General features: G+C 70.1%; 25 protein-coding genes. 17 read left to right on the top strand and 8 right to left on the bottom strand.

Features of this window, described 5'->3' with window-relative positions:
* Nucleotides 1-21: 21 nt before the first annotated feature.
* The 3 genes from RI211_RS16110 to speB are packed head-to-tail and all read left to right on the top strand — an operon-like array spanning nucleotide 22 to nucleotide 4,296.
* Nucleotides 22-1,689: an amidohydrolase gene (locus RI211_RS16110; RefSeq protein WP_315636613.1), complete on the top strand. Its 1,668-nt coding sequence runs from the start codon at nucleotides 22-24 to the stop codon at nucleotides 1,687-1,689.
* A gap of 10 nt (nucleotides 1,690-1,699) precedes the next feature.
* Nucleotides 1,700-3,316 (top strand): thiamine pyrophosphate-binding protein, encoded by a 1,617-nt coding sequence (locus tag RI211_RS16105; protein WP_315636611.1) that lies wholly within the window; start codon nucleotides 1,700-1,702, stop codon nucleotides 3,314-3,316.
* A gap of 32 nt (nucleotides 3,317-3,348) precedes the next feature.
* Nucleotides 3,349-4,296 carry an agmatinase gene (gene speB / locus RI211_RS16100; RefSeq protein ID WP_315636609.1) on the top strand — a complete coding sequence of 316 codons (948 nt, stop codon included), beginning with the start codon at nucleotides 3,349-3,351 and terminating at the stop codon, nucleotides 4,294-4,296.
* 9 nt (nucleotides 4,297-4,305) lie between these two features.
* Here the strand turns inward: speB and RI211_RS16095 are convergent, their stop codons facing one another.
* Nucleotides 4,306-5,178: a serine protein kinase RIO gene (locus RI211_RS16095; RefSeq protein WP_315636607.1), complete on the bottom strand. Its 873-nt coding sequence runs from the start codon at nucleotides 5,176-5,178 to the stop codon at nucleotides 4,306-4,308.
* Nucleotides 5,179-5,427: 249 nt separating this feature from the next.
* Between RI211_RS16095 and RI211_RS16090 the strand changes: the two genes are divergently transcribed.
* Nucleotides 5,428-6,624: an MFS transporter gene (locus RI211_RS16090; protein WP_315636605.1), complete on the top strand. Its 1,197-nt coding sequence runs from the start codon at nucleotides 5,428-5,430 to the stop codon at nucleotides 6,622-6,624.
* 138 nt (nucleotides 6,625-6,762) lie between these two features.
* On the opposite strand, the gene RI211_RS16085 is transcribed toward RI211_RS16090, so the two are convergent.
* Nucleotides 6,763-7,677: a helix-turn-helix transcriptional regulator gene (locus RI211_RS16085; protein ID WP_315636603.1), complete on the bottom strand. Its 915-nt coding sequence runs from the start codon at nucleotides 7,675-7,677 to the stop codon at nucleotides 6,763-6,765.
* 135 nt (nucleotides 7,678-7,812) lie between these two features.
* Here RI211_RS16085 and RI211_RS16080 point away from each other — a divergent pair, with 135 nt between their 5' ends.
* Entirely contained in the window at nucleotides 7,813-8,274 is a 462-nt protein-coding gene (locus RI211_RS16080) for a DUF3817 domain-containing protein (protein ID WP_187662657.1), read from the top strand.
* A gap of 41 nt (nucleotides 8,275-8,315) precedes the next feature.
* On the opposite strand, the gene RI211_RS16075 is transcribed toward RI211_RS16080, so the two are convergent.
* Together RI211_RS16075 and RI211_RS16070 are read right to left on the bottom strand one after the other, a co-directional pair.
* Nucleotides 8,316-8,924, bottom strand: a complete 609-nt coding sequence (locus RI211_RS16075; RefSeq protein WP_315636602.1) for an HAD-IA family hydrolase — start codon at nucleotides 8,922-8,924, stop codon at nucleotides 8,316-8,318.
* A 32-nt stretch (nucleotides 8,925-8,956) separates the two neighbouring features.
* Nucleotides 8,957-9,760, bottom strand: coding sequence for a MerR family transcriptional regulator (locus RI211_RS16070; protein ID WP_315636600.1), 804 nt, complete (start codon nucleotides 9,758-9,760; stop codon nucleotides 8,957-8,959).
* Here RI211_RS16070 and RI211_RS16065 point away from each other — a divergent pair.
* The 7 genes from RI211_RS16065 (at nucleotide 9,759) to RI211_RS16035 (ending at nucleotide 16,629) form a co-directional block, all read left to right on the top strand.
* On the top strand, nucleotides 9,759-11,195 hold the full coding sequence (locus tag RI211_RS16065; protein WP_315714402.1) for an HNH endonuclease signature motif containing protein: 1,437 nt from the start codon (nucleotides 9,759-9,761) through the stop codon (nucleotides 11,193-11,195). The genes RI211_RS16070 and RI211_RS16065 overlap by 2 nt on opposite strands.
* Before the next feature lie 150 nt (nucleotides 11,196-11,345).
* Nucleotides 11,346-13,208 (top strand): molecular chaperone DnaK, encoded by a 1,863-nt coding sequence (gene dnaK / locus RI211_RS16060; protein ID WP_187662654.1) that lies wholly within the window; start codon nucleotides 11,346-11,348, stop codon nucleotides 13,206-13,208.
* Between the two features lie 2 nt (nucleotides 13,209-13,210).
* Nucleotides 13,211-13,855, top strand: a complete 645-nt coding sequence (locus tag RI211_RS16055) for a nucleotide exchange factor GrpE (RefSeq protein ID WP_071329295.1) — start codon at nucleotides 13,211-13,213, stop codon at nucleotides 13,853-13,855.
* A 7-nt stretch (nucleotides 13,856-13,862) separates the two neighbouring features.
* Nucleotides 13,863-14,846, top strand: coding sequence for a DnaJ C-terminal domain-containing protein (locus RI211_RS16050; protein ID WP_315636592.1), 984 nt, complete (start codon nucleotides 13,863-13,865; stop codon nucleotides 14,844-14,846).
* 94 nt (nucleotides 14,847-14,940) lie between these two features.
* Complete coding sequence (locus RI211_RS16045) at nucleotides 14,941-15,354, top strand: heat shock protein transcriptional repressor HspR (protein WP_187662652.1); 414 nt, start codon at nucleotides 14,941-14,943, stop codon at nucleotides 15,352-15,354.
* A gap of 47 nt (nucleotides 15,355-15,401) precedes the next feature.
* Nucleotides 15,402-16,061: a GntR family transcriptional regulator gene (locus tag RI211_RS16040; RefSeq protein ID WP_187662651.1), complete on the top strand. Its 660-nt coding sequence runs from the start codon at nucleotides 15,402-15,404 to the stop codon at nucleotides 16,059-16,061.
* A 124-nt stretch (nucleotides 16,062-16,185) separates the two neighbouring features.
* Entirely contained in the window at nucleotides 16,186-16,629 is a 444-nt protein-coding gene (locus RI211_RS16035) for a DoxX family protein (protein ID WP_315636588.1), read from the top strand.
* Between the two features lie 4 nt (nucleotides 16,630-16,633).
* On the opposite strand, the gene RI211_RS16030 is transcribed toward RI211_RS16035, so the two are convergent.
* The 4 genes from RI211_RS16030 to RI211_RS16015 are packed head-to-tail and all read right to left on the bottom strand — an operon-like array spanning nucleotide 16,634 to nucleotide 20,486.
* Nucleotides 16,634-17,065 (bottom strand): ATP-binding protein, encoded by a 432-nt coding sequence (locus tag RI211_RS16030; protein ID WP_315636586.1) that lies wholly within the window; start codon nucleotides 17,063-17,065, stop codon nucleotides 16,634-16,636.
* Nucleotides 17,055-17,387 carry an STAS domain-containing protein gene (locus RI211_RS16025; RefSeq protein ID WP_187662648.1) on the bottom strand — a complete coding sequence of 111 codons (333 nt, stop codon included), beginning with the start codon at nucleotides 17,385-17,387 and terminating at the stop codon, nucleotides 17,055-17,057. The genes RI211_RS16030 and RI211_RS16025 overlap by 11 nt, the downstream gene beginning before the upstream one ends.
* Nucleotides 17,371-19,335: a glycosyltransferase family 2 protein gene (locus RI211_RS16020; RefSeq protein ID WP_315636584.1), complete on the bottom strand. Its 1,965-nt coding sequence runs from the start codon at nucleotides 19,333-19,335 to the stop codon at nucleotides 17,371-17,373. Before RI211_RS16020 ends, RI211_RS16025 begins: the two co-directional genes overlap by 17 nt.
* Nucleotides 19,332-20,486, bottom strand: coding sequence for a PP2C family protein-serine/threonine phosphatase (locus RI211_RS16015; RefSeq protein ID WP_315636583.1), 1,155 nt, complete (start codon nucleotides 20,484-20,486; stop codon nucleotides 19,332-19,334). The genes RI211_RS16020 and RI211_RS16015 overlap by 4 nt, the downstream gene beginning before the upstream one ends.
* Nucleotides 20,487-20,684: 198 nt before the next feature.
* Between RI211_RS16015 and RI211_RS16010 the strand changes: the two genes are divergently transcribed.
* The 5 genes from RI211_RS16010 (at nucleotide 20,685) to RI211_RS15990 (ending at nucleotide 25,888) form a co-directional block, all read left to right on the top strand.
* The gene (locus RI211_RS16010) at nucleotides 20,685-21,605 is read left to right on the top strand and encodes a carbohydrate ABC transporter permease (RefSeq protein ID WP_187662645.1); all 921 of its coding nucleotides are present in this window, start codon (nucleotides 20,685-20,687) and stop codon (nucleotides 21,603-21,605) included.
* Nucleotides 21,605-22,558 (top strand): carbohydrate ABC transporter permease, encoded by a 954-nt coding sequence (locus RI211_RS16005; RefSeq protein WP_315636581.1) that lies wholly within the window; start codon nucleotides 21,605-21,607, stop codon nucleotides 22,556-22,558. The genes RI211_RS16010 and RI211_RS16005 overlap by 1 nt, the downstream gene beginning before the upstream one ends.
* Nucleotides 22,559-22,584: 26 nt before the next feature.
* Nucleotides 22,585-23,949, top strand: a complete 1,365-nt coding sequence (locus RI211_RS16000) for a type 2 periplasmic-binding domain-containing protein (RefSeq protein ID WP_315636579.1) — start codon at nucleotides 22,585-22,587, stop codon at nucleotides 23,947-23,949.
* A gap of 100 nt (nucleotides 23,950-24,049) precedes the next feature.
* Nucleotides 24,050-24,835 carry a class I SAM-dependent methyltransferase gene (locus RI211_RS15995; protein WP_315636577.1) on the top strand — a complete coding sequence of 262 codons (786 nt, stop codon included), beginning with the start codon at nucleotides 24,050-24,052 and terminating at the stop codon, nucleotides 24,833-24,835.
* A gap of 93 nt (nucleotides 24,836-24,928) precedes the next feature.
* Entirely contained in the window at nucleotides 24,929-25,888 is a 960-nt protein-coding gene (locus RI211_RS15990; protein ID WP_315636575.1) for a tripartite tricarboxylate transporter substrate binding protein, read from the top strand.
* The last annotated feature ends 14 nt before the right edge of the window (nucleotides 25,889-25,902 follow it).

Below are 25,902 nucleotides of genomic sequence, written 5' to 3'. Positions count from 1 at the left end.
ACCACCGCGAACAGGCTCCCCATGAGAAAGCTCACTCCCTTCGACCGCTCGGCCCAGGCCGCTCCCGCCCTCATCACCGCGCGGGCGATCCACACGGCGGACGCCTCCGACACGACGGCGACCGCGATGCTGACCGACCGGGGGCGCATCGTCGCCCTCGGCACGGCGGCGGAGTGCGAGGACGTGGCGGCGCGGGCGGGCCTCACCCCGGAGCGCGTCGACCTGGGGGAGGCGGTCGTCGTCCCCGGCTTCGTGGACGCACACGCGCATCCGCTGATGTTCGGGCAGATGATGACGTGGGTGGACTGCGGCCCCGAGAAGGCGGGGAGCATCCCGGAGATCGTGGCCCTGCTGAAGGCCGCGGCCGCCGGCCTCCCTGCCGGACGCCCGGTGCGCGGCTACGGCTACGAGCAGCGGAACCTCGCCGAGAAGCGGCACCCCACGCGGTTCGAGCTCGACGAGGTCGCCGCCGACCGCGAGGTGTACCTCATGAACGCCTCCGGCCACGGCGGGGTGGTGAACTCGTACACGCTCGAGCTCAACGGCGTGGACCGGGACACCCCGAACCCGGACGGCGGCGAGTTCTTCCGCGACGCCGATGGTGAGCTGACGGGTGAACTCTCGGATGCGGCGTGCAACATCCTCACCGGCGTGCACGGGGTGAAGATCGGCCATCACGGCCCGAACTTCCACCTCGCGGACGAGCCGGAGGAGCACCTGCGGCAGCTCGACGCGGCGACGCAGCGGTTCCTCGCGGGCGGCGTCACCTCGATCGGCGACTGCCAGGTCACGCGGCGCGAGTTCGACATGTATCTGCGGCTGGCCGAGGCCGGGCGGCTCGAGCTTCGGGTGTCGATGTATCTGCTGTCGCACCTGCTCGACGAGGCGCTGGAGATGGGGCTGGTCGGGCAGTTCGGCAACGCGCACCTGAGCTTCGCCGGCATCAAGTTCTACGCCGACGGCACCCTCGGCGGTTGGACCGCGTACTTCCCGGACGGCTACGTCGGCGACCCCTGCCGCACCGGCCAGCTCTACCACGAGCCCGCCGATTACGCGGAGCTCATCCGCAAGGCGCACGCGGCCGGGCTGCAGACCGCGACGCACGCCCAGTCGCCCACCGCGATCGAGATGGTCGTGTCGGCGGTCGAGGCAGCCCTCGCGGAGCGTCCGGACGGCGACGCCCGGCACCGCATCGAGCACTGCGGCCTGCCCACGCCCGCACAGATCGAGCGGATGGCGGTCGCCGGCATCCGTCCCGTCAACCAGACCCAGCACTACTTCAACTGGGGCGAGGGTGTGGAGGAGGCCATCGGCACCCCCGGCGAGCGCTTCAACCCCCTCGGGGAGTTCGAGCGCGCCGGCGTGCCCATGACGATCTCGTCGGATGCCCCGGTCGCCGAGCCCATCCCCCTGGAGGCGATCCAGACCGCGGTCACCCGGGTCACCCGCCGCGGACACCAGCTCGGCCCGGACGACCTGCGCATCTCCGCGATCGCGGCGCTCCGAGCGCACACGATCGAGGGCGCGGTGTCGATCGGACGGGAGGACGACCTCGGCTCGCTGGAGCCGGGCAAGTACGCCGACTTCGCGGTGCTCTCGGGCGACCCGCTCGCGGTGCCTGCCGAGGAGATCGCCGCGATCGAGGTCCGTGAGACCTGGGTCGACGGCGTCCGTCGTCACGCGGTGTGAGGATGACCCGATGAGCACCGACATCAGCGGAGACGACCGGTATACCGACACCGCGGGCCGCGCGGTCCTGGAGACCATCCGCGGCTACGGGATCACCGCGATCTTCGGCATTCCCGGCACGCACAACCTGGAGTTCTACCGGCCCCTCGCCGACCTCGGCATCCGCGCCGTGACGAACCGCCACGAGCAGGGATCGGGCTACGGCGCCGACGGCTGGTCCCAGCAGACCGGCCTTCCCGGTGTGGTGATCACCACCTCCGGTCCCGGTCTGCAGAACGCGATGAGCGCCATCGGCACCGCGTTCTGCGAGTCGCGACCACTCATCGTCCTGTCCCCGGGGGTGCCACTCGGGGCGGAGTTCGCCGACGTCGGCACGCTGCACGAGACGAAGGACGCGACGGCCATGGTCGCGGCGATCGCGGAGTGGTCGCGGCGGGTGTCGTCCGCAGCGGAAGCGGTGCAGGCCGTGCATGACGCATTCCACCTCTTCCGCACCGGCCGCCCCCGACCCGTGCACATCGAGATCCCGCTCGACGTTCTGGAAGCACCCGCCGAGGTGCCTGCGGAGGACCGGAGGCCGCGGTCGATGCCCGACCGCGTCTCCGGAGACCCGATCGCGCTCGCCGAGGCCGCCCGACTGCTGTCCGCCGCCCGCACCCCGGTGATCGTCGCCGGTGGGGGCGCGGTGGACGCCGCGCACCAGATCGTCGCGGTGGCCGAGCGGCTCGGCGCCCCTGTGCTCACGACCCTGAACGGGAAGGCCGTGCTCGACGAGCGGCATCCGCTGTCGCTCGGCTCGAACCTGCGTCTGGCCGCCGCCCGCGCCGTGGCCGAGGACGCCGATGTGCTCCTCGTGATCGGCTCGAAGCTGGGCGAGGCGGAGCTCTGGGCGCCGCGGCTCGAGGCGCGCGGTGCCGTGATCCGCATCGACATCTCCCCGGAGCAGCGCGACAAGAACCTCGCGGCGACCGTCGGCCTCACCGGAGACGCGGCCGCGGTGACCGACGCCCTTCTCCCGCTGCTGCCAGACGCCGCCCGCCCCGCTCGGGACCTCACGGTCGAGCGGGCCGCGATCGCGGCCGAGACGCGGGAGACCGCGCCGGACACCGTCGTGCTCGCCGAGGTCATCGCCGACGCCCTCCCCGCCGACGCGATCATCGCGGGCGACTCCTCCCAGATCGTCTATCTGGCGCTCGGCAGCGTGCTGCGGCAGGAGCATCCGCATTCCCTCCTCTACACGCCGACCTACGCCACGCTCGGCTACGGCCTCCCCGCCGCGATCGGTGCGGCGGTCGCGCAGACGGAGCGCCCCGTCGTCACCGTCATCGGCGACGGCGCCCTGATGTTCTGCGTGAACGAGCTCGTCACCGCCGTCGAGCAGCGTCTCGACGTCACGGTGGTCTGCGTCGACAACGGCGGGTACGCCGAGATCCGGCAGAACGAACTCGACCGCGGGATGGCGCCCGTCGGCGTCGACCTCGTCCAGCCCGACTGGGCCGCGCTCGCGACGGCCTTCGGGGCGACCGGACGGCGCGTGGCGTCGCGCGCCGACATCGCCCCGAGCATCCGCGCGGCCATCGCCGACGGCGGGGTGCAGCTCGTGCACATCCCGCAGCACGCCCTCTGAGACCCACACCTCCCGACGAACAGGAACGAGAAATGACCGACAACATCGGCCCCGTCGACGCCTCCGTGAACCCGCGGTACTCCGGCATCGCCACCTTCGCCCGCCTGCCCCGCATCGAGGACGTGCCGCGCGCCGACATCGCCGTGGTCGGTATCCCGTTCGACTCCGGGGTGAGCTACCGCCCCGGCACCCGCTTCGGCCCGTCCCATGTGCGGGAGTCGTCCCGGCTGCTGCGCCCCTACAACCCCGCGCAGGATGTGTCGCCGTTCCAGGTGGCGCAGGTGGTGGACGCGGGGGACATCCCCGTGAACCCCTTCGACCTCACGGAGGCCGTCACCGAGGTCGAGCGTGCAGCGCTGGCGCTGGGCGAGCGGGTGCAGCGCATCGTCACGATCGGCGGCGACCACACGGTGGCCCTGCCCCTGCTGCGGGCGGTGGCCGCGAAGCACGGACCCGTCGCCGTCCTGCACTTCGACGCGCATCTCGACACGTGGGACACCTACTTCGGGGCGCCCATCACGCACGGCACCCCCTTCCGGCGCGCGAGCGAGGAGGGGCTGATCGACCTCACCGCCAGCTGCCACGTCGGCACCCGCGGTCCCCTGTACTCCCAGCAGGATCTCGAGGACGACGAGCGCCTCGGCTTCTCCATCGTCTCCAGCGAGTACATCGAGGAGCACGGGGTGGAGGCGGCGATCGACCGCATCCTCACCCGCATCGGCGACAAGCCGCTGTACGTCTCGATCGACATCGACGTGCTCGACCCCGCGCACGCGCCCGGCACGGGGACCCCCGAGGCCGGTGGGCTCACGAGCCGCGAGCTGCTGCGCATCCTCCGTGCCCTGCGCGACCGCGACATCGTCGGCGCGGACGTGGTGGAGGTGTCGCCCGCCTACGACCACGCCCAGATGACCGGGATCGCCGCGAGCCACGTCGTCTACGAGCTGGTGACCCTTCTGGCGGCCCGCCTCGCCTCCTGACCGCAGGGGTCAGAAGAGGGTCCCGAGGAGGTCGGCGAACAGGGCCTCGGCGTCGCACTGCACCCGCCGCCGCGTGAACCAGTCGCACACGTTGACGCAGTCGCGGTGCAGCAGGTCGAGGCCCTGCGGATTCGCGATCACGTCGACGATCTGCGGCAGGTCGATCACCCGGACCCGCCCGTTGTGCACAAGGAGGTTGTAGGCGGAGAGGTCGCCGTGCGCGAAGCCCGCGGCGGCGAAGACCCGCATGAGCTCGACCACCTGCGCGAAGTACTCCTGCAGTTCGGCGTTCGACCCGCGCACCTGCGCGAGCCGGGGTGCCGCGATGCCCCGGTCGTCGCCGAGGAACTCCATGAGCACCTCGGTGCCGCTGACCTGCACGGGATAGGGGACCGGGGCGCCGCGCTCCCACATCCGGCACAGGGCCTCGAACTCCGCGAGCGACCACTGGGCTGCGGCGACCTCCCGTCCGTGGGCGGTCTTCTTGGCGAGGGCGCGGGTGTCGCGGGTGTTCCGCGTGCTGCGCCCCTCGGTGTAGACCGCGGAGCGCTGGAAGCTCCGGTTCTCGATGCCGCGGTAGCGCTTGGCGGCGAGGAGCGTGCGCTGCGCGGGGTCGTCGGGCACGGCGCGCTCCAGCAGGAACACGTCGGCCTCCTTGCCGGTCTTCAGGATGCCGAGCTCGGTGTCCAGGGCGCCGGCGGAGGTCACGACCCACGCGGGGCGCGGTTCCGGCCCGCGCTCGGTGGGGGTGGATGACGGCCAGGTCGTCCAGCGCTGGTTGGCGCCGGGCTCGACCTCGGCGAAGGAGAGGGCGGTCTCGAGGGAATCGAAGGAGGTGGCGTCGAAGGACGCGGCTTCCGAGGAAGCGGGGGATTCGGTCACGGTGTGGCTCCAGGAAGGAGGCCACGCGGCGATCAGGAGCGGGTGGCCTCGAAGGGAAGGTGGTCGGCGAAAGGCGCGACGACGACAGCGTTCATCTCATCGCCTCCTTCGCTCGGGCTTCCCGGGTGCGTCCCGGTGCGTCGTCGAGCCTAGGGGGTCTGATCGGAGGTTGTCCAGGGGCGGACGATCGGTCGGATGCGGCGGACGACCGGTCGGGCGCGGCCCCGTTCCCGTTGCGAGTCTGGAAGCATGACCACGACCGCCCCCGTCCCGACCCTGCCGACGACCCGCGCCGACCGCATCCGCTACGGAGGGCTCATCGCCCTCATGGTGATGGGGTTCCTGCTGGTGACCGCCGAGTTCCTCCCCAACGGGGTGCTCACCGAGATGGCGGACGGCCTCGGGGTGACCCCCGGGCAGGCCGGGCAGACCGTCACCGTCACGGCCCTCGTCGGACTCTTCGTCGCTCCGACCGTCGGTCTCGTGTTCCCCCGTCTGGACCGCCGATCGCTGCTGGTGTGGATGGCGCTCGCCGCGGCCGTGTCGAACCTCATCGTCGCGATCGCGCCGAACCTCGTCGTCGTGCTGCTGGCACGCTTCCTGCTGGGAGCGGCGATCAGCGCCTACTGGACGATGTCGATCACGGTCGCCGCGCGGCTCGCGGGGTCCGAGCATCTCGGTCGCGGGGTGATGTTCACCTCCGCCGGGGTCTCCCTCGCCACGGTCGCCGGAGTGCCGCTCGGGGTCATGCTGAGCGAGGTCGTCGACTGGCGTGCCGTGTTCGCGATCGCGGGAGTGCTGATGGTGGTGCTCGCCGTCGCGTTGCGGTGGGCGCTGCCGACCGTTCCGGCCGAGCGCGCGTCGAGCCCCCGTCTGCTCGTCGACACGGTACGGCGGCCCGGCATCGGCCTCGGCATGGTCGGACACGTCCTCGTCGTGCTCGGACACTTCCTCGCCTACACCTACGTCCGCCTCGCGCTGGAGCGCATCCCGGACGTGGACGCCTCGACGATCGTCCTGCTGCTGGCGCTGTTCGGCGTGGGCGGACTCCTCGGCAATCTCTCCATCGGCCTGGTGATCGACCGCTCCTTCGCCTTCTTCGCGGTGTTCGCGCCGCTGGTGATCTCGGCCGCCGTGTTGTCGATGGTGCTCTTCTCCGGATCGATCATCGGCATCGGCGCCGTCGTGCTCCTCTGGGGCTTCTTCTTCTCGTCGTGGCTGATCGTCGTGAACACCTGGGTGGGCCACCGCATGCCGGACCGCCTGGAGGCCGGGGGGAGCCTCGTGGTGGTCGGGTTCCAGGGCGCGATCACGCTCGCGGCCGGCGTCGGCGGACTCCTCGTCGACACCCTGAGCGTCGAGCTCGTCTACACGATCGGCGCGGTCTCGCTCCTCGCCGGCGCCGTGCTGTTCGGCCTCTCCAACCGCCGCAGCTCCCGCTCCTGACCCCTGCTTGCCCGGGCACAACTTCGGAGCCGGCCGCCGACACGCCGTCGCCTCGGGCTTCGGAGACGGCGTGTCGCCCCGGGTCTCCGAAGTCGTGCCCGCCCCGAGGCTGGGACGAGGGTGTGGGGATCAGGCAGATCAGGCAGGCACGAGGGAGTGCGAGCCGCGCCAGGAGGACGGGGTCATGCCCGTGCGGCGACGGAACGCGCGGCTGAAACCCTCGTCCGAGGCGTAGCCGAGCTCGCGCGAGACGCTCGACACGGATTGCCCGGCCTGGAGCATCCGCTTCGCGGCGTTGATGCGCACCTCGGTGACGTAGTCGGCGGGGGAGCGGCCGACGGCGAGACGGAACCGCTCCGCGAAGGCCGACCGTGACATGGCGCCGACAGCGGCCAGGCGTTCGACGGTCCAGTCCCGGCCCGGCTGCTCGTGGATGGCGTCCACCACGCGGTCGAGGAAGGGGTCCTTCGACAGCGAGGGCCATCCGGCGGGCGCACAGCCGTTGGCCGCCCAGGCGCGGATCACCGAGAGCAGCACGGTGGTCGCCATCATCCGGCAGATCAGCGGGTCGCCCTGGCGCACGGGGCACGCGGCCGCGTCGACGATCCCCATGTTCTCGGCGAGGGCGGCGGCGGCCGGCTCCAGCGCGTCGAACCCTGTCACCGTGAGGAAGGGCGGCAGGAGTGCCGGGAGGGGAGACGCGGTGTCCGCGAGCTCGATGTCGACGACGAGGAGTGCAGTCTCGACGGCGGCCTCCAGTGCGAAGGTGTCGCCGCGGAGCAGCAGGAAGGCATCGCCGGTGACGAGGCGGTCTCGGCGGCCGGGCTCCTCGAGTATGAGCTGCTGCGACGAGCGGTCCACGTCGAGACGGCAGCCGGTGCCGAGAGGCGGATGCCCATGCACGGCGCCGTCGGCGATGTAGACGAGGGTGATCCGGCCGGGAGCCAGCGGCAGCAGTCCCCCGCGGCCCAGCTGCACCCGACGGGCGATCCCCACGCGCAGGTCCACCGTGCCGAGCACAGAGGACAGCGCATCCGCATCCACCGTCACCATGCCTTCGGCAACGTCGCCTGCTGTCCCCCTATTCCCCTTCGAGTCGCTCACCTTGCTCCATTCCGGCGGCGGATGGGGCACAGTGGGCGATTCGAAGCGGGATACGCTGGAGGGGTACCCCACCCGAGGAGTTCCGTGTTCCGCACCCCTGGCCGCCTGTACCGTGTCCTCGCGATCGCGGAGGCGATCACCTGGACCATCCTCATCGCCGCGATCATCGCCCGCGCCGTCGGAGCCCCCGGAGTCGTGGTGACGGTCGGCGGCGGCATCCACGGGTTCGTGTTCCTCGCCTATGCCGCGACCGCCGTCCTCGTCGCGCTCAACCAGCGGTGGCACCCGGGCGTCGGGGTGCTCGCGGTCGTCAGCGCCGTCGTCCCGTACGCGACCATCCCGATGGAGATCTGGCTGCACCGCACCGGTCGTCTCCGGGGTGACTGGCGTCTCGACGCGTCCGACGACCCGCGCGACCACCGCTGGTACGACCGCCTGATGCGCTGGTTCCTGCGTCGCCCCTGGGTGCTCGCGGTGCTGCTCGTCGTGGGAATCGTCGCGCTGTACGTGATCCTCCTGCTGGTCGGCCCGCCCGGGGGCAAGTGACCCCGATCCCGAACGGCGCGACGCCCGAAGGATGTGGCGCCCTAAGGGATCGGCGTCGATGCCGTCGCGCCGGGAACGCCGGCGGCGTCGAGAGCGGTGCGCAACGCGGAGACTCCCGTGTAGTGGTGCGTGGTCATGCCGAGCGTCCGTGCGCCGCTGAGCTTCCCCGGCGAATCGTCGAGGAAGAAGACCTCCTCCGGCGCGATGGCGAGGTCGGCGACCACGTGTCCGAACGCCCGGACATCCGGCTTGGCGTATCCGATGTCCGCGGAGTTGAACACGCGATCGAAGTGCGCGGCGATGCCGCTGTCGTGAAGCTCCTCGGCGATGGTGTCCGTGCCGTTCGTGAGGATGGCGCACATCATCCCGTGAGAGCGCAGCTCGTCGACGAGCGCGAGCACGTCCGGGTCGGCGGCGAACGGTGTGCGTCCCCATTCCCGCGCGGCGGCTGCGGATCCCGCGGCCTCGCCGACTCGGACGATCCACTCCTCGCGAGTGAGGTTCCCCGTGGTGACCGCGTCGATCAACGGTGACGCGAACGCGATGCGGGCGATCATCCCGGCCGGAATTCCGTGCCGCGCCTCCAGGTCCGGGTCGTGGAGGAAGTGACGGACGACCCCGTCGAGGTCGAAGAGCACGGCACGGATCATGCCCCCATCCTGCCCGCAGGTCGTGCGCCTCGTCAGCGGCGCGCGACGGGCTGCTGGAGTTCCGTGACCCAGTCCGACTGGTCGTCTCCCACGGCGCGGACGTAGAGCTCCCGACAGGGCCCCGCATGCACGAGGCCGCGCGCGACGACCTCGGTGTGGATCGCGTGCCAGCTCTCGGCGATCCGCTCCATCGAGCCGAGGTGCACCCCGCAGACCGCGTCCTCCTCAGCGGGGAGCTCGACGATCTCGATCCCGTCGGCGGCTGGACCGGTATACGAGTACCCGGCGATGACCTCCATCCCGTCCGGCAGCGTCCGGTACAGGGCGATCGGGGTGGTGAGAGAGCCGCATTCGTCTCCGATGACCTCTGCCACGGCGTCGAAGGCGGGTCCCACGACCTCCGCGACCGCGGGCTGCTCGGCGACGACGGAGCGGACGGCGGCCAGACGCACGGCGGGGAGGGGCTTCTGGACGATCTCGATCTGCGACATGTGCTTCTCCTTCTCGATGAGGTGGAGGCGCCGTTCCACATCGACGAGTCGCGCGGCCGCGAGCCGGTGCTCCTGCTCCACCTCGGCGCGCCGGACGCGCAGAAGCGCCGCGATCCGGTCGGCGTCGACGCCCTGGGCGAGGATCGCCGAGATGTCGTCGAGACCGAAGCCGAGCTGACGCAGGGCGACGATCCGGTGCAGGCGCTCGAGCTGCGCCGGATCGTACGACCGGTAGCCGGTGAACTCGTCCACGTGGGCGGGGACGAGCAGCCCGGCCGTGTCCCAGTGCCGGAGCATCCGGTGGGTCACCTGGCCGATCTGCGCGAACGCTCCGATGGACAACATGTCTCTGTTCTCCCGTCTGACACCGTGTGAGAGTCAAGCATGTCGGCTCGCGGCCACCGAGGCGGAGCGGGCTCGGCGTGTTCGCCGTGGCGCGCACTGCATCCCGGCATATCGTTTACTCCACCTGAACTGGGGTTTCAATGTCGGTGGTCCCTGCTTCACTCGGGGTATGACAGGACTGGCGGACGCGACGATCGAGCAGGTGGAGGCGCTCCGAGCGCTCACCGAGATGCTCGTCGGTGTTGAGCGGTCGATCAATGGACTGCAGGCCGCGCGGGACGGGATCCTGGCGCTGGGGTCGCGCCTGGCCGTGGAGGCCGCGGCGCAGGCCGCCCATCCGGACGGCGCGGATCTGAGCGTGCGCACGGTCGCGGCCGAGTTCGCTGCCGCGCTGCGGGCGAGCGACAGGACGGTGCAGCGGCGGATGGCCGATGCGGTCTGGATCGTCGAGCGCTTTCCGCGGCTGTGGGGTGCATGGGGCGCGGGGCAGGTCACCGCCCAGCAAGCCCGCGTCATCGCGGAGGCGGGTGCGCACCTCGAAGACGAGGCGGATCGCGACGCCTTCTCCGCGCGGATGATCGCCTTCGCCGAGAGCGAGGCGCCGAACCGGGTCGCGCGCATGGCGCGCCGGGCCGCGGAGGAGTTTCAGCCGCATACCCTCGCGGACCGTCACGAGGATGCCCGTGAGCGGCGGCGCGTGTGGGTACGGGATGCCCCTGACGGGATGGCTGAGCTCGGACTTCTGGGGCCGGCGGCGCTGGTGCACGGCGTGTTCGACCGGCTGACCACCATGGCCACGACCACGCAGGCCGGCGATGACCCGACGGACCTGCGCACCATCGCCCAGTCCCGGGCCGACCTCGCGCTCGACCTCCTCCTCACCGGTGCGCCGGCCGGCCATGATGATCATGACGGCGCGCTGGCCGCCATCGTCCCCACGGTCGCGATCACGGTCCCCGTCATGACCCTCCTCGGTCGGGGAACGGCGCCGGCGGAACTCGACGGGCGCACCCCGATCGACCCCGCCACGGCACGGAGGCTGGCAGGGGCCGCCTCCGGATGGGATCGCATCCTCACGCACCCCGTGACGGGCACCGTCCTCGCCGTCGACCGGTATCGCCCGAACGCGGAACTGCGACGCCACCTGCGGGCCCGAGATCAGCGATGCCGCTTCCCCGGTTGCGGATATCCGCCCGCGGAGTGCGACATCGATCACCACCGTGACGCCGCGCTGGGCGGGGAGACGTCCGCCTCGAATCTCGGCCATCTGTGCCGTCGACATCATGTCTTGAAACATCAGTCCGCCTGGCATGTCGAGGCGCGTGGCGACGGCCTCTATGCCTGGACGAGTCCGACGGGGAGGGTCTACATCGACCGCCCGCCGCCGTCGAACACCGTCACCTTCGCCGAAGGATCGACGGACGCGCCGTTCTGACCGCCCGGCGGGAAAACTTGAGCCTGTTCATATCAAGTTCATTTGACAGCCTTTCGGCCCCGGCGTACACTTGAGCCATCGCGACTCAGGTTTCCCTGATCGCCGCAGGTTTTCGGACCACTACAGACTTCCCAACAAAGGAGAGAACACATGGCACGTGCTGTCGGTATCGACCTCGGAACCACCAACTCCGTCGTCAGCGTCCTCGAGGGTGGCGAGCCCAAGGTCATCGCCAACGCAGAGGGCTTCCGCACGACCCCTTCGGTCGTCGCCTTCACCAAGGACGGGGAGGTGCTCGTCGGCGAGACCGCGAAGCGCCAGGCCGTCACCAACGTCGACCGGACGATCGCCTCGGTCAAGCGCCACATGGGCACCGACTGGAGCTTCGACGTCGACGGCAAGAAGTGGACGCCGCAGGAGATCTCCGCGCGCATCCTCCAGAAGCTGAAGCGCGATGCCGAGTCCTACCTCGGCGACACCGTGACCGACGCGGTCATCACGGTCCCCGCGTACTTCAACGACGCCGAGCGCCAGGCCACCAAGGAAGCCGGTGAGATCGCGGGTCTCAACGTGCTCCGCATCATCAACGAGCCGACCGCCGCGGCCCTCGCCTATGGCCTCGACAAGGGCAAGGAGGACGAGCTCATCCTCGTTTTCGACCTCGGTGGTGGAACGTTCGACGTCTCCCTCCTCGAGGTGGGCAAGGACGACGACTTCTCCACGATCCAGGTGCGCGCCACTGCCGGTGACAACCGCCTCGGCGGTGACGACTGGGACCAGCGCCTCGTCGACTACCTGATCAAGCAGTTCAAGGAGACCACGGGCGTCGACGTCTCGGGTGACAAGATCGCGCTGCAGCGCCTCAAGGAGGCTGCGGAGCAGGCGAAGAAGGAGCTCTCCAGCTCCACGTCCACGAGCATCAACCTCCCGTACCTGTCGCTGACCGACTCGGGCCCCGTCTCACTCTCCGAGACCGTGACCCGCGCGAAGTTCGAGGACCTCACGAAGGACCTGCTCGACCGCACCAAGAAGCCGTTCGAGGACGTCATCCGCGAAGCCGGCATCAAGGTGTCCGACATCGACCACATCGTCCTCGTGGGTGGTTCGACCCGTATGCCGGCCGTCGCCGAGCTCGTCAAGCGCGAGACCGGCAAGGAGGCCAACAAGGGCGTGAACCCGGACGAGGTCGTCGCCGTCGGCGCCGCGCTGCAGGCCGGCGTCCTGAAGGGCGAGCGCAAGGACGTCCTCCTCATCGACGTCACCCCGCTCTCCCTCGGCATCGAGACCAAGGGCGGCATGATGACCAAGCTCATCGAGCGCAACACGGCCATCCCGACCAAGCGGAGCGAGACCTTCACCACGGCCGACGACAACCAGCCGTCCGTCGCGATCCAGGTCTTCCAGGGCGAGCGTGACTTCACGCGCGACAACAAGCCGCTCGGCACGTTCGAGCTGACGGGCATCGCCCCGGCTCCCCGCGGCATCCCGCAGATCGAGGTCACCTTCGATATCGACGCCAACGGCATCGTGCACGTGTCCGCGAAGGACAAGGGCACCGGTACCGAGAAGTCGATCGTCATCTCCGGCGGCTCGTCGCTGTCGAAGGAGGACATCGAGCGCATGGTGCGCGAGGCCGAGGAGCACGCCGCCGAGGACAAGGCGCGTCGTGAGGCCGCGGAGACCCGCAACCAGGCGGAGACCCTCGCCTACTCGATCGAGAAGCTCATCTCCGAGAACGAGGACAAGCTCCCCGAGGACGTGAAGACCGAGGTCAAGGCCGACGTCGACGCGCTCAAGACGGCTCTGGCCGGCGACGACGACGAGGCCGTGAAGACCGCGTTCGAGAAGCTCAACCAGTCCCAGTCGAAGCTCGGCGAGGCGATCTACGCCTCCTCGCAGGCGGACGCCGCCGGCGCTTCGGCCGAGGGCGAGGCCCCGACCGGTGACGCCCCCTCCTCCGAGGAGGACGTCATCGACGCCGAGGTCGTCGACGACGAGGACGAGAAGAAGTAATCATGACGGACAAGAACTTCGACGAGAACGAGGTTCCGGAGGGGTCGGATGCTCAGGCATCCGGCCCCGTGCCGCAGAACCAGGACTCCCGCGAGGCGAAGGCCGCCGAGGGCTCCGACGAGACTCCGGTCGACGCGGCTGCCGAGACCGAGGAGGGGCTGACGGTCGAGGACATCCTCGGCGCCGCCCAGACCGCGGATGCCGCCGCCGGCGACGCCGCGATCGCCGACGCCGAGAACGCCCTGCTGACCGACCTCAAGCGCCTGCAGGCCGAGTACGCGAACTACCGCCGCCGCACCGAGGAGCAGCGCCAGATCGAGATCGAGCGCGCGAAGGGCGAGGCCGCCAAGGGCCTCATCCCCGTGCTCGACGACCTGGCCCGCGCCGAGCAGCACGGTGATCTGGTCGAGGGCAGCCCCTTCGCCGTGATCGCCGAGAAGGTGCGCGCGGTCGTGGAGCGCCTCGGCGTGGTCGCCTACGGCGAGAAGGGCGAGGAGTTCGACCCCCAGCGTCACGAGGCGATCTTCCAGCAGCCGACCCCCGGCACCTCGAAGACCACGGTGCTCGAGGTCGTCGAGGTGGGGTACCGCCTCGGCGAGGTCGAGCTGCGTCCTGCGAAGGTCGTCGTCGCCGTCCCTGCGGAGTAGGTGATCGATGGCCAGCCAGGATTGGTTCGACAAGGACTTCTACAAGACCCTCGGGGTCTCGAAGGACGTCAGCGACGCTGACCTGAAGAAGACGTACCGCAAGCTCGCGCGCAAGTATCACCCCGATTCTAATCAGGGCGATACGAAGGCGGAGGCCAAGTTCAAGGAGATCAGCGAGGCCTACTCGGTGCTCTCCGACGCCGAGCAGCGCAAGGAGTACGACGAGATCCGCGCCATGGGTTCGGGCGCTCGCTTCACGGCGAGCGGCTCGGGCGCCGGCGGGTTCGAAGACGTCTTCAGCCGGTTCGGACAGCAGGGGCGCGGCCAGACCGCCGACTTCGAGGACATCTTCGCGATGTTCAACCAGGGCCAGGGCGGCTCGTTCGGCGGTGGCCGATTCGGCCAGCCGAGCGGCGGCTTCCGTGGCTTCGGCGGTCCGCAGCGCGGCGCCGACGTCACGGCCCGCACCACGCTGGACTTCAGCACCGCCGTGCAGGGCGAGACGATCACCCTGCAGGGCGAGGACGGCAAGCCGTTCAAGGTGAAGATCCCCGCGGGTGTCGCCGACGGGCAGAAGATCCGGCTGCGCGGCCGTGGTCGTCCCTCGCCGGACGGCGGGGAGAACGGAGACATCGTGGTGCAGATCACGGTGCGCCCGCACCCGGTCTTCACGCGGGACGGCCTCAACCTCCGCGTGGTGGTCCCCGTGACCTTCACCGAGGCGACGCTGGGCGCGACCATCGAGGTTCCGACGCTCGGCGGCGACGTGGTGAAGCTGCGTGTGGCCCCCGGGACGCCGTCGGGCCGCGTGCTCCGCGTCAAGGGTCGGGGTGTCGCGACCGCGAAGGGGACCGGTGACCTGCTCGCCGAGCTCCAGGTCGCGGTCCCGACGCACCTCGACGACGCCGCGCGCGAGGCCCTCGAGAGGTTCCAGGAGCTGGAGCCTCAGGAGAACCCGCGGGCCGAGCTCATGGCGAAAGCCCGCCGTTGACGAGAACAGGCTTTCGCGCCGGGTCAGGCGGTTCCGGGAAGGAGCTGCCTGACCAGGCGCGACGGCCTGATGTGAAACCAGGAAGGAAGGCGTGATGGACGCGGACACTCCGGTCTTCGCGATCGCCGCAGCCGCCAAGCTCTCCGGCCTGCACCCCCAGACCCTCCGTCAGTACGACCGGATCGGCCTCGTGGTGCCGGGTCGGACGCCCGGCGGATCCCGTCGTTACTCGCACCGCAACATCGAGCAGCTGCGCGAGGTGGCCCAGCTCTCCTCCGAAGGGGTCAGTCTCCCGGCGATCGCCCGTCTCCTCGACCTGGAGGACGAGAACCGGATGCTGCGCGACCGCGTGCTCGCGCTGGAGGGCGCCCTCCGTGCCGAGCGGGAGAACCGCCCCGGCGTGCGGGTGTTCGCCGCCGGCTCCGCGGGGGTCGTGCCGATGCCGACCGGCCGCCGCATCCGGCGCTCGACGGAGCTCGTGCTCTGGAGTCCGCGCTCCGGAGCCTGACCGCGCACCCCGGTGTGTATCCTGTCAACTGTTAACAGGAGGTCACCATGACGCAGACCGTCACGCGCGGGGAGTCGCTCGGAGCGCAGGTCGCACGCGTGCTGCGCCAGCGCATCGTGCGAGGGGAGCTCGCCCCGGGGGCCCGCCTCACCGAGGAGGCCCTCGCCGAGGAGTTCGCCGTCAGCCGCGGCCCCGTGCGCGACGCCCTGACCCAGCTCAGCTTCGAGAAGCTCGTCGAGGTGCAGCGCCCGCGGGGCGTCTACATCGTGGGCCTCACGAGCGACGACGTCGACCAGCTCTACAGCCTCCGGGGCGCGCTGGAGCAGCTCGCCCTCTCCCGAGCGATGCGGGTCGACGACGACGAGCGGTGGCAGCCGATGGCCGACGCCGTCCAGCGCATGGCCGAGGCCGCGGATGCCGGTGATCACGCCGCCTTCGTCACCGCCGACCTCGACTTCCACTCCCAGATCTACGCCCTCGCCGATCACCCCCGGCTGGAGGGTGCCTGGAATCAGTACCTCCCGACCTTCACGGCCCTCCTCGAGGTCACGATCAACCACGACGAGGACCTGCACGAGTCGTCGGACGATCACGTGACGCTGCTCGACGTCATGCGCACGGGAGCCCCGGAGGACGCCGCCGCGGTCCTCTCGGCTCACCTCGACGGCGCCCGGGAGCGGATGCTCCACGAGGTCGGCTCCCGCTGAGCCTGCGTCCGCCGGTGCCGAGGCGTTCAGCGGACGGAAAAGAACGGTTCCTACCGTGGGGGCCAGGGCAAGAGCCCTGGTCCGCGCCCGCGCGGGTGTCCTGCCACGAAGGAAGAACCTCCTCATGACGAACACCACAGCCTCCGCCACCTCCGCCTCGTCGCTCGGACTCCTCGTCCTGCGCATCGTCGTCGGCGCGATCTTCGCCGCCCACGGCGCTCAGAAGATCTTCGAGTTCACGATCCCCGGCACCATCGGCAGCTTCGCCGGCATGGGGGTGCCGCTCGCCGAGATCGCCGCACCCGTCGTCGCCTTCCTCGAGCTCATCGGCGGGATCCTGCTGATCCTCGGCCTGCTGACGCGCCCGGTCGGCATCCTGCTCGCGGCCGACATGCTGGTGGCGCTCGTGCTGGTGCACCTGCCCGCCGGCCTGTGGGTCACGGCGGGCGGCTACGAGTTCGTGGCGGTGCTCGGCGCCGCGGCCCTCGCCCTCGCCCTCACCGGCGCCGGGCGTTACTCCATCGACGCCGCGGCACTCCGCGGACGCGCGCCGGCCTGGCTCGCCTGACCGACTAGTCGGCCGCCTCGCGCGCGGGATCAACGCGCCGGACGAGGACCCAGGTGTTGCCGAGATCGGTGACCGTGTGGGTGAACTCGTCGAGCGCGGCCTGCGAAAGCGCGAGTCCGCGTCCGCTCTCCGCCTCCTCGCCCGGCATCGACACGGCGTCCCAGTCGATCGGTGCCGGCGGGGCGGTGTCGCGGACGTAGGCGCGCAGCTCCTCCGCGGTCACCCGGACGTCGATGCTCAGCACGACGTCCGCGCGTTCGTTGTGCTGCGCGATGTTGGTCGTGACCTCGCTCAGCGCGAGGCTGAACAGCACCTGGTCCTGGGCCAGTACCTCCGGCGCCCGAGCCCAGAGCCGGTCGAGCTCGTCGAGGGCGCGGTCGACGAGGGCGAGCCCGGCGGGCCCGTCGATGTGGAACGCCCGGGACTCAGCGTCCATCGAATGCCGATTCCGGCGTCGGGTAGTCGCGCAGCACGCGATCGAGGTTGGTCAGGTGGAGGACGGTGCGCACGGCCTCGGGAACGGCGGCGATGCGCAGATCGCCGCCGGCCACGCGGGCGCTCTTGAGGCCGCCGACGAGGGCGCCGAGACCGGAGGAGTCGACGAACTCCGTACCGCTCAGGTCGATCGCGATGCGCGGCTGCCCCGCGGCGACGAGGTCGCTCACCGCGTTGCGCAGCAACGGCGCTCCCGAGGCGGTCAGGCGGCCCGTGATCGTGACGACGGCATAGCCGTCCCTGGTGTCAGTGCTGACGTTCATTCGACTCCTTCTCGAGGACCTGGGCGGCGGGACCGCGGTAGCGTGCCGCCTGGATGATGACGCTGAGGACGACCAGGTCGTACAGGACCCAGGCGGTGTTGACGAGGGTGCCGGTGCCGTCGCCGGTGCCGACGATGACCCGGGCGACCCCGATGATGAGGGCGATCACGAGGACGACCATGGCGGTGAGCTGCGGCCAGATCTCGCGCCACGGGATGCCCCGAGGATCGCGGCCGTCCTTCCTGGTCACGGCGAAGGAGAGCGGTCGGCCGAGCACCACGTTGGCGAAGGCCGTCCAGCACGCGCGGATCCACACGGGGAACAGCGCAAGCGAGTACTGCTGACCTCGCCAGGTCTTCACCCCCTTCGCGACCACGAGGAACAGCGCCTGGTTGACGAGGAAGTACGGCAGGAACCGCGCGAAGAAGTCGACCGACCAGGCGGTGACGGGGAGCACCCCGAACACGAGATAGATCACCGGGGCGGCGAGGTAGACGATCGCGGCGAAGCCCGAGAGGTAGCTCCACATCGTCGCGAAGTACATGAGGCGCTGCCCCACCGAGAGTCCGCGCTTGGCCAGGGGGTTGTCGCGCAGCATGACCTGGAGCGTGCCCTGGGCCCACCGCAGCCGCTGGGTGAGCATCGTCCGGAGGTCTTCCGGGGCGAGCCCGTGAGCCAGGATCTCGTGGTGGTAGACGCTCTTCCAGCCGAGGGCGTGGAGCTGCATCGCCGTGGCCATGTCCTCGGTCACCGAGATCGTGGCGAGGGGGAGGATCGGCTGCGCCTCGTCCGCCCGGTCGAGGCGGAGCGCATCGAGCAGCCCACGGACGGCCTCGACGGCGGTGAGGGGGGAGAGGTCGGAGGAGGCGAGGGCTTCGAGCCCTGCCTCGTCCACGATCACCTGCCCGAGCTCCGCGTCCTGCTGCACCGGCAGGGACTCGATCACTGCGAGGTCGGCACGGATGCCCTCGAGGTCGTGGGCGACGAGGATGCGGGAGGCACTGTCGACGGCTTCCCCCACGCGGGCGGCCACCTCGGCGACCGACTCGCCCGCGGCGAGCTCCTTGCGTCCGCGTGCGATCGCGATGCGGAGCGCGCCGAGCTCGGTGGCGAGCGCCGGGTCGGTCGCCGCCTCGGCCTCGCGGGCGATGAGGGCCTCGGACGCCTTGAGGGCCCGCGCGGCGGAGTCGGTCACGTTCCGCACGTAGCCGACGATGCCGAGCTGCATCAGTGCTTCGCGGCGGAGCACGGCGTTCGAGCCGCAGAAGAAGGCCGCGTTCCAGCCGTCCTTCCCCTGCTGGATCGGCCCGTAGAAGAGGGGCGCCTGGCTGCCGAGCGGGTCGGCCTCGTCGACGTTCACGAACCATTGCGGCGTCTGCACGAGGGCGACCTCGGGATCATCGGCGAAGTAGCCGAGCGTGCGGTGCAGGATCAGCGGGTCCGGCACCTGGTCGGCGTCGAGGATGAGGAGGAACTCGCCGTCGGTCTGGAAGAGGGCGCTGTTGAGATTGCCCGCCTTGGCGTGCCGGGGCTTGCCCGTCCAGTCCTCGGAACGCGTGAGATAGCCGACGCCGGCGGCCCGGGCTTCGGCTTCGAGCTCGGGGCGGGAGCCGTCGTCGAGGATCCAGGTCGAGTGCGGGTAGGCGATCCGCTTCGCCGCGTTCGCGGTGGTCATGACGAGCTCGATCGGCTCGTCGTAGGTCGTGATGAACACGTCGACGGTGCCCTGCGGAGGCGACACCGGCGCCGGACGCTCCTTCGCGCGCCACATCGTCAGGCAGAACAGGAACGTGTCGATGAGGCTGTACGTCTCGGCGATCACGAGCGGCACCGCGATCCACCAGGCCGACCAGTTCACCGACTCCAGCCAGCGCCAGGCGACGTAGTTCACGCCGAGCAGGACCGACAGCAGCGCGAGGACGCGGATGGTCGCGAACCGGGCGGTCACGCGTCCCTCCGCACGACCACGACGGTGATGTCGTCGGTGGCGCGCTCATCGTTCGCGAGTCGCAGGGCCTCGCGCACGGCGCCGTCCGGTCCCATCGCGGTGAGCACCCGCTCCACGTGGCCGAACGGGTCGTCGGCGTCGAGGACGTCGAGGAGACCGTCGCTGCAGCAGATGAAGGCGTCCCCCACCTCGAGCCGCGTCGTCACCGGGACCCGGGGGTCGGCGAGGCCCATCCCCATGCCCAAGGGCAGGTTCGTGGAGCGCAGGGGCGTCCACGACCCGTCTGCGCGGACGACGAACGCGAGGCTGTGGCCGGCGTCGATGACCTCGAGCTCTCCCGTCTCCGGCCGCAGCTCGGCGACGACCGCCGTGACGAACATCGACGTGTCCGCGAGATCGTCCTCGAGCAGGCGGTCCACCTCGATCACGGCGTCGGACAGCGAGCGCTCCGGCGCCGTGCGCAGGGACGCCCGCACCGTGGCCGCGACCAACGCCGGCCCCGTGCCCTTGCCCATGGCATCGGCCAGGGTCACGCGCAGGGCCTCGCCGTGGCGCGAGAAGTCGTAGTAGTCCCCGGCGAGCGTTCCCCGCGGGGCGGCACCGGCGGCGATCGTGTACCCGGCGATCTTCGGGTGCGCCCGGGGGCGCAGCGCTCGCTGCACCACGGCGGCGTGGTCGACGTCGGCGTCCTGTGCCAGCTCCGTCTGCACCCAGAACGCGAGGTCGCGCAGGAGGTCCTGCTGGGCGTCGGTGAATGTGTGCGGCTCGGTGTCGAGCACGCACAGCGTCCCGACCGGCTCCCCTCCCGGCGCGTGCAGCGGATGGGCCGCGTAGAAGCGCAGGTGCGGGTCGCCGGTCACGAACGGATTCTCGGCGAAGAGGTCGGTCGTGCTCGCATCCTCCACCACCACCGTCCGGTCCTGCGACACGGTGTAGTCGCAGAACGAATCCTGTCGCGGTGCCTCGTTCCCCCCGAGGCCGATCTGCGATTTGCGCCACTGCCGGTCGCGATCGATCAGCGAGACGCTGACCATCGGCACGCCGAACATCTCCTTCGCCAGTCGTGCCACCCGATCCACCCGCTCATCGGGTGGCGTGTCAAGGATCCCCAGTTCCTCGAGCGCTGCCTGTCGCCGTCGCTCGTCGAACATTCCCCCGGCCCTCCTCCGTGTCTATTCCCCTCATCCTAGGGAGGAACCGCACCCGGGGCGCCAGACCGTCCGGCGGCATTCAGGTGAACCACAGGAAACGGTTCTGCGCAAGCCCCGCGGAGAACCGCTTCTCCGGATCTACCATCGCGCCAGGACCAGAGCGCCGTGTCTGCGCGTCCTCGGAAAGGAGGCAGGTGGATGCCGCTCAAGACCCGCCAGCGGGACCGGTACAACCGCCGAGAAGCCCTCGCCGGCTATCTCTTCATCTCGCCATGGCTCATCGGATTCCTCATCTTCACGGCCGGCGCGATGGTCTACAGCCTGTACATCTCGTTCAGCAGCTACAACCTCGCCACGAACAGCGCGCGCCCGGTCGGCATCGACAACTACGCCAACCTCTTCGAGGATCCGCGGGTGGGCGTCTCGCTCGCCAACACGCTGTTCTACGTGGTGATGGCGGTGCCGCTGGAGATCGTGTTCGCGCTCGTCCTCGCGCTGCTGCTCAACCGGGTCGGGCGAGGTGCGGGATTCTTCCGCGTGCTCTACTACCTGCCGAAGATGACCCCGGCCGTCGCCACGGCGGCCGTGTTCTTCCTCCTCCTGAACGGCAATTCCGGGGCGATCAACCAGTTCCTCCGACTGTTCGGCATCCAGGGGCCCCAGTGGCTCGTCGACCCCGCGTGGGTCAAGCCGAGCATCGTGATCATGACGCTGTGGACCGTCGCGGGAACCATGGTGATCTTCCTGGCCGCCCTCAAGAACGTGCCGGTCGAGCTGTACGAGGTGGCCTCGCTCGACGGGGCGGGACCGATCAGGAAGTTCTTCTCGATCACCCTGCCGATGATCTCGGGGGCCATGTTCTTCAACGTCATCGTGCTCTCGATCGCCGCCTTCCAGATCTTCGATCAGGCGTATCTGCTGTTCTGGCGGGATCAGAGCAACTCGTCTCCTGAGGCGTCGCTCTTCTACGCGATCTACCTGTTCCAACAGGCCTTCCGGCAGTTCAACTTCGGCTTCGCGGCGGCGATGGCGTGGCTGCTCTTCGTCATCATCATGATCATCACGCTCATCCAGGTGAAGGTCGGCAACCGCTTCGTCTACTACGAGGGAGACCGCTGATGTCCCAGACCCTGCGTCAGGTCCCCGTCGAGGCCACCGGGGACGACCTCCCGGAGGCCGTCGCGGCTCCCGCCCCGACCCGGTCGCGCTGGCGACGGCGCCTGCGACAGCCGAAGAGCCTCGTCGCCCGGATCGTGCTGAACATCATCCTCGTGCTGTTCGCGCTGCTGTTCCTGTACCCCTTCGCGTGGCTCATCGCTGCCAGCTTCAAGCCGCGGGGGGAGGTGTTCGACAACGCCCTCATCCCGAAGACGTTCGTGCCGGAGAACTACGTCGAGGTGTGGAATCAGCTCCCGCTGCTGAACTGGATGGGCAACAGCATCGCCATCGCGCTGCTCGCCGCCGGTGCCGTGGCGATCTCCAGCTCGATCGTGGCGTTCGGCTTCGCCTACTTCCGCTTCCCGGGGCGCGGGCTGCTGTTCGGCCTCGTGCTCGCGACGATGATGCTCCCCGGCGCGGTGACGATGATCCCGATCTACCTCATCTGGAAGGAGACCGGACTCCTCGGCACATGGGTGCCGCTGTGGGGCATGAACCTCTTCGGCTCGGCCTTCTACATCTTCCTGCAGCGGCAGTTCTTCCTCGGCCTTCCTCGGGAGCTTTTCGAGGCGGCGCGGCTCGACGGGGCCAGCGCCTGGGGCCTCTTCTGGCGGATCGCGATGCCGCTGTCGATACCGTCTTTCGTCATTGTGTTCCTGTTCGAGTTCCAGGCGAGCTGGAACAACCTGCAGGCCGCCCTCATCTACCTCAACGCCGGATCGGTGGACGAGTTCACCGCGCCGCTCGGCATCGCCTACGCGATGACCAAGTACAGCCCCACGGCGGGTGGTCACGGTGATTACCAGTACGTCATGGTCGCCTCCCTCCTGGTGACCCTCCCCATGCTCATCCTGTTCGCCTTCGGGCAGCGCGCCTTCATCGAGGGCGTCGCCACCCAGGGGCGCAAGGGATGACGAACCACAGATCGAAAGGAGCAGTCATGCGCACACGCATGCTGGGAATCACCGCGGTCGCCGCGGCATCCGTCCTCGTCCTCGCCGGGTGCGGCGGGGGAGGGGGAGACGACCAGGCGGCCGACGCCGACTTCGGCGCTGAGCCGAGCGGCACGCTCAAGGCGTGGGGCTTCGAGAACGCCGACGACGTCGGCACCTCGCGCATGGACTACGCCGCCGAGCAGCTGAAGGACGTCGAGGTCGACCTCGACGCGACGGCCTTCGACGCGCAGAAGTTCACCACGCGGATCGCGAGCGGCGACGTGCCCGACGTCGTGCAGATGGACCGCCGGTACGTGACCACGTATGCCGCGCAGGACCTCATCATGCCGCTCGACGAGTGCTTCGCCGCCCAGGACGTCTCGCCGCGGGACCACTGGTACCCCTTCGTCGTCGACGACGTCACCTACGACGATGCCGTGTGGGCGGTGCCGCAGTTCTACCAGCCGCCGGCGATCCTGCTGAACAAGGCCGTGCTCGATGAGGCGGGGGTGACGGCGGAGGAGATCGACACCTCGCAGCCCGACGTCCTGCTCGGCGCGGTCGAGAAGATGTACCAGGAGTCCGGGGGTGTGCCCACGCGGCTCGGGTTCGACCCGGTCGCGACGGGCCAGGCCGGGCTGTGGATCCTCGGCATGGGCGGCCAGCTCAACGATGAGAAGGGCGCGCCCACCCTGGACGACCCCAGCAACGTGGCCGGCATCGAGATGCTCAAGCAGATCACCGACGCGCAGGGCGGCTTCGCGGCCGTCAAGAGCTTCACCGACTCGTTCGACGCCTTCGGTGACCAGAACCAGTTCGTCGCGCAGCAGGTCGGCGCGCAGGTGAACGCGCAGTGGTATCCGAACGTGCTCAGCCCCTACGCCGACCAGATCGACCTCGAGGCGGTGCCGTTCCGGAATGCCGACGGGGAGCCGTTCTCGGTCGCGTCCGGCACCGCGTTCGTGATCCCGGCCGGGGCGGAGAACCCCTCGGCGGCGTGCGCCTGGATGGTGAACCTCACCTCGGACGACGCCTGGAACGCGGCGGGCGAGGCCCGTGCCGAGACGCTGAAGACCGACGGCGGTATCAACACCGGGCTCTTCACCGGATCGCCGTCCGCCGATCAGTCGATCCGTGAGACCTTCGTGACGGACAGCGGCAACGCCGGCTTCGACCAGGTCATCTCGACCTACTACGACGTGGTGGACTACGGACAGTCCTTCGGTTCCTCGCCCGCGGGCCAGGAGATCCAGAACGAACTCAACAACGCCATCACCGCAGCGCTCCTCGGGGACAAGTCTCCCGAGGACGCGTTGAAGGAGGCGCAGGATGCGGCGATGCGGGCGTACGAGAACGCCACGGCCGGCTAGACCCCGGAGGGGCAGAGCGCCAGGCGGCCATGTCCGCCTGGCGCTCGTCGTCGGATCGGGTCGGCGTGGATGATGGAGGCCTACCGATCGGAGGTCGACCATGGACCAGCGTGAGCTCGATGAGCGGATCCGCGACTACTACGAGGACCAGTTCGACGAATCGGCGCGGTTGACGACCCGCTCGGCGCAAGGACCTCTGGAGCACCAGCGCATCCAGGAGCTGATCGCCGCGCACCTCCCCGAGGGTCGCGTCATCGATGTCGGAGGCGGGGCGGGCGTCCATGCGCGGTCGCTCCTGGACCGTGGCCATCAGGTCATCCTCGTCGACCCGGTGCGCGGGCACGTCCACAGCGCGGCGCAGCGGGGCGTGGATGCTCGTGTCGGCGACGCGCGCTCGTTGCCGTTCACCGCGGACAGCTTCGATGCCGCTCTTCTCCTCGGTCCGCTGTACCACCTGGCGGATCGCGCGGACCGCCTCCAGGCGCTCGGCGAGGCCGCACGGGTGGTGCGATCCGGCGGCTGGGTGTTCGCGGCAGGCCTCTCACGATTCGTCGGATTCGGTCAGCTCGCGCTGGGCGTGACCGACCTCCACCTCGACGGTGAACACGGCGCACTGCTGGAGCGCGGGGCGCCCTCCTCGCGAGGTCGCTTCCCTGCCGGGCACTTCCACACGGCGGATTCGCTCGCCGAGGAGGCCGCCGCCGCCGGACTCGACGTTGTGGAGGTCCATGGCGTCGAAGGGCCCGGCGGGCTGCTGCTGGAGGAGATGCCTGCGGAGGAGACGGCGCTCACACAGGCGGCTCTCCTGCTGGCGCGAGCCGGGAGCACCGTTCCCGGAATCCGGGAGCTCAGCCCGCACCTCCTGGCCGTGAGCCGGGTGCGGTGACGCTCTGCAGTGTTGACTGTTAACAGTCAACACTGGTAGCCTCGCGGTGTCGACAACACGGTCGACCCACGTAGAGGAGCAAAGATGCCCCGCATGCGCATCACTCGGGCGGCCGCTGCCTTCGCCGCCCTCGCCGCCACCGCTCTGGTGCTGTCGGCCTGCACGAAGGTCGACGAGAGCGAGGGGGCCGCCTCGACCTATCCCGAGGACGACATCCGGCTGATCATCCAGGCCAATCCCGGCGGCGGCTCCGACCTGTCGTCCCGCGCGCTCGCCACCGAGCTCGAGAAGATCCTCGGTGTCAGCGTGATCCCGGAGAACATGCCCGGTGCCGCGGGAGCGCTCGCGATGGAGTACGTCGGCGCGCAGGATCCGGACGGCTACGTCATCGGCTTCGCGCCCGTCGAGATCGCGATGCTCAACACGACCCAGAGCGCCGACGTGCTGCCCGACGACTTCGACTTGCTCGGCCAGATCATGCTCGCTCCCGGCGTCATCACGGTGGGTGCCGACAGCGGCATCGAGACCCTCGACGACCTCGTGACGCAGGCGAAGTCCGGCGCGGTCACGGTCGCGAACTCCGGTGCCGGCTCGATCTGGGAGGCCGCCACCCTCGGCCTCGGCCAGGCGACCGACGCCGACTTCACCCCCGTCCCCTACGACGGCGGCGCCACGGCGGTCGCGGCCGCCGCGTCCGGTGAGACCGTCGCCGCCGTCTCCGGACTCGGCGAGGCGCTCGCGCAGGGCGAGGCCGTCCGCATCCTCGCGGTCATGAACGACGAGCGTCACCCCGACGCGGAGGATGTCGAGACGGTCGAGGAGGCCATCGGCGAAGAGGTCGTCTTCGGCGGCTGGGGCGGCATCTACGCACCGGCCGGACTGCCGGACGACGTGCACGACGCCCTTGAAGCCGCCGTCAAGGAGGCCGTGGAGTCCGAGAGCTACCAGAAGTTCCAGGCCGACGCCGGCAACCTCGTGGTCTACCGCGACTCCGAGGAGTGGACCGGGTTCGTCGACGACCAGTTCGCCCTGTTCCAGGACCTCCTGGGCTGAACACCTCCGGTGGG

This window comes from Microbacterium meiriae (assembly GCF_032364335.1).
GTDB classification, from domain to species: domain Bacteria; phylum Actinomycetota; class Actinomycetes; order Actinomycetales; family Microbacteriaceae; genus Microbacterium; species Microbacterium meiriae.
The sequence above is the reverse complement of the archived record's forward strand: the minus strand, read 5'-3'. Positions and strand labels throughout refer to the sequence as shown.